This window comes from Pseudomonas sp., assembly GCF_035512415.1.
Taxonomy (GTDB): domain Bacteria; phylum Pseudomonadota; class Gammaproteobacteria; order Pseudomonadales; family Pseudomonadaceae; genus Aquipseudomonas.
The window spans coordinates 1-1566 of the sequence record NZ_DATKDZ010000044.1 but is presented as its reverse complement, the minus strand read 5'-3'; the positions used below and the strand labels follow the sequence as shown (position 1 = coordinate 1566).

Sequence of the window (1566 nt, the reverse complement as noted above, 5' to 3'; positions counted from 1 at the left end):
AATGGGTGTAAGTCTCACATAGTGAGCCCGAGTTGACAAAAAGCAGTCTCTCTCGCAGATTTGGGTTTCGACCAAGAAATCCAAGCGGCGAAGGAGACTGCCAGATGGAAGGTTACCAGGAAATCAATTCGCTGAATAGTGGGGCGTTGCGCCAGTTGAATACCTTTCTGCGGGAGCACAGGCAGACCTGGGCGCAAGCCACGCCGGATTTGGAAGCGTTCGAACAAGGGCTGATGAGACAGTTGATGGCGCTGGGACGGGAAGTGCTGGCGGCCGAACTGGCCGCCTATGATCTGGAGGCCGCCCAGGTGCTGGTCAATGGCGTCCGATGCAGGCAATCGGTGCGCACACCAGCCACTTACATGACGTGTGCCGGCCCGGTGCAAGTGGAGCGCCGGGTCTACCGTCCGGCTGGACGCGGTAGTCGGCATGTCTGCCCGCTGGAGTTGCAGGCCGGGATCGTGGCCGGCTACTTCACCCCGGCCGCGGCGCGCCAGGCGGCCTACGTCACCGCCCATTTGCCGCCGGCGGTGGGGGCTGAGTTGTTTGAAGAACTCAGCGGCATGCAGCCTTCGGCCAGCAGCCTGACCCGCCTGCCCAAAGACCTGTCGGCCCGCTGGGAGGCGCATCGCAGCGATTGGGAAGCCCAGTTGCGCGGCCTGGAACCGGTAGCCGCCGAAGCCGTCACGCTGGCGGTCGGACTGGATGGCGTCATGGCCCCGATGCGGCCAGACGCCTGCGCGCCGGCGGCCAAGACTGGCAAACAGCCCAAAGGCCCCAAGGGCTACCGCGAAGTCGGCTGCGGCACGCTCAGCCTGTACGACGCGGAAGGCGAGCGGTTGGCCACGATCCGCTATGCCCGCCAGCCCGAGCCGCACAAGGCGACGCTGCGCCAGCAACTCGAAGCCGAAGCGCAAGCCATTGCGGCTGTGGCGCCGCGGCTGCGGCTGGTGAAGCTCTCCGACGGCGCCAAGGCTCACTGGGACTACCTGGCGCGGCTGAAGGTGGCGCCGGCTGGCCAGCCGCTGCAGAGCTGGGAGATTGTGGACTTCTACCATGCCTGTGATCATCTCCATCATGCCCTGATCCTGGTGTGGGGCGAGTGTACGCCTGAAGGCCGGGCCGAGTTTGCCCGGCTCAAGACCATTCTGAAGGAAGCCGACGATGGGGTCGAGCGGATCATCCGTCACCTGGCCTATCGCCGCCGCCAGGCCCGCGGCGCGGTACGGGCCGGCCTGGCCAAAGAACTGCGCTACTTTCGCAACCAGCGTCATCGGATGCGCTACGCCCACTACCTGCGCGAGCACTTGCCGATTGCCAGCGGCGTGGTCGAAGCGGCCTGCAAGACCCTGGTCACCCAGCGCCTGAAGCAGTCGGGTATGCGCTGGTCTGGATATGGCGCCCAAGCCATTCTGACCTTGCGCAGCCTGATCCAGAGCCAGCGCTGGCAACCTGGCTGGCACCTGTTGCGCCAGAGCTATCAGCAAGACGTGTCATCGCTCCCGGTTTCAGCCTATGCTGCCCTGCCTTTAGCCGCATAAGCTCACTATGTGAGATTTACACCCA

Annotated in this window: 1 protein-coding gene; it reads left to right on the top strand. The window is 64.6% G+C overall.

What is annotated here, in order from left to right; translation table 11 throughout:
• Window positions 1-104: 104 nt before the first annotated feature.
• Window positions 105-1541, top strand: a complete 1437-nt coding sequence (locus VMP31_RS22365; RefSeq protein ID WP_325509906.1) for a hypothetical protein — start codon at window positions 105-107, stop codon at window positions 1539-1541.
• Window positions 1542-1566 lie beyond the last annotated feature (25 nt).

Excerpts from the sequence above, each read along its gene's own strand:
- VMP31_RS22365 (WP_325509906.1), top strand. The coding sequence starts at position 105 with ATGGAAGGTTACCAGGAAATCAATTCGCTGAATAGTGGGGCGTTGCGC.